Here is a 1,298-nt window from a genome sequence, read left to right as displayed (position 1 = left end):
CCGAACGTGACGGGGGGTCGCAGGGGACGGCGGCAGTGCGTTCGGCGTCCTGCGGGGAGCGCCCCGGCACACACCCGGCCCCGTCCGGACCCGTGCGCGGGGCGGCGTCGGGAGCGGGGGGCGGGGTGGGTGCGGAGACGATGCGGGCCGCCGTGGTCAGTGCCCGTGTCGCCGCGTCGGCCAGGGAGGTGTCCTCGGCGCGCAGGTCCGCCCCGCGCAGCCACAGCGTCGGCGCCGGGCAGGCACCCCGCGCGCGCCGTACGGCCAGGGCCGCGAGCGCCGTGGTGCGGCCCGTGCCCGGGTCTCCCACGAGGCCGAGGACCGGGCGCTCCCCGGTGGTGAAGGCGGCGAGTTCGGCGGCGGTGCCCGGGCGCTCCACCGGTTCCGGATCGTCCGGGGGGAAGGAGGGTCCGAGGGTGGTCGCGGTCAGTTCCAGGGCCCCGGCGAGGTTCAGGTCGGCGCCGCGGCCGGGGACGGTCGCTGCGTTGCGCTCCAGCAGCTCGGCCAGCGGGCCGTCCGGGTCCGCCCCGGCCGCCGCCCGCAGGGCCACGGCGAAGCCTCCGGACCGGTGCTCCGCCCGCAGAGCGGTGCCCAGGACCGCGAGCACCGCTCCCGTTGCGGCGTCGAGGACCGGGGCCCCACAGGCTTCGCCGCCCAGCCGCAGCGCGTCCCGCCCGTCCGTGCCGATCGCCAGCTCCAGGGCCACGCCCGCCGGCACCGGGTGGAACAGGTCCGCCGCCGGGTACGTGACCTCCGCGCCGCCCAGCACCCGCGCCTGCCGCCAGCCCCGCGCGGGCAGCCGTACGTAGGTCCCCGGGTCGATCGCCTCGCGCAGCGCCACCGGCAGCGGCCGCACCCCGAGCCCGTCGGTCCGTACGAGCGCCAGCGCGAGCCCCGGCAGGGCGGTCACGTCCGCCGCCTCGGCCAGCCAGGTCCGCCCGCCGGGCCCCGGCGCGTGCAGCACCACCCGGGTCAGCCCGGCGACGGCCTCGTGACCGGTGACCACCGTCCCGCGGTCGTCGGCGACGAATCCGCTGCCGCGCGCCCGCCCGGCGGGATCGCAGATCTTGACGAGCTCCGCCATGGCCGCACCACTCCCCGCACCTGCTCCCCCGCAACGCCCCGTACTCCGACGGTAGGCAGGTGAAGATCAGCACGAAAAGCACGCGAGGCGAAAGCGCCCCCTTACGCTCCCTCCATTCACTCCGAGCGCCTGCTCGGACGGGTGAATACAGGGGTCCGGGTGGATAGAGACCTACCCGAGGGGGGTCGTGGAGCGGTGAGCGGCAGTCCGTGGG

Annotated in this window: 1 pseudogene; it reads right to left on the bottom strand. The window is 77.7% G+C overall.

From position 1 onward, the window contains the following. Positions 1–1,084 (bottom strand): annotated as a pseudogene (locus ACWGE1_RS36700) (hypothetical protein); the annotation flags it as partial. Positions 1,085–1,298: the final 214 nt, after the last annotated feature.

This window comes from Streptomyces sp. NPDC054932 (assembly GCF_053610205.1).
This window is presented reverse-complemented; position numbering and strand designations above follow the sequence as displayed.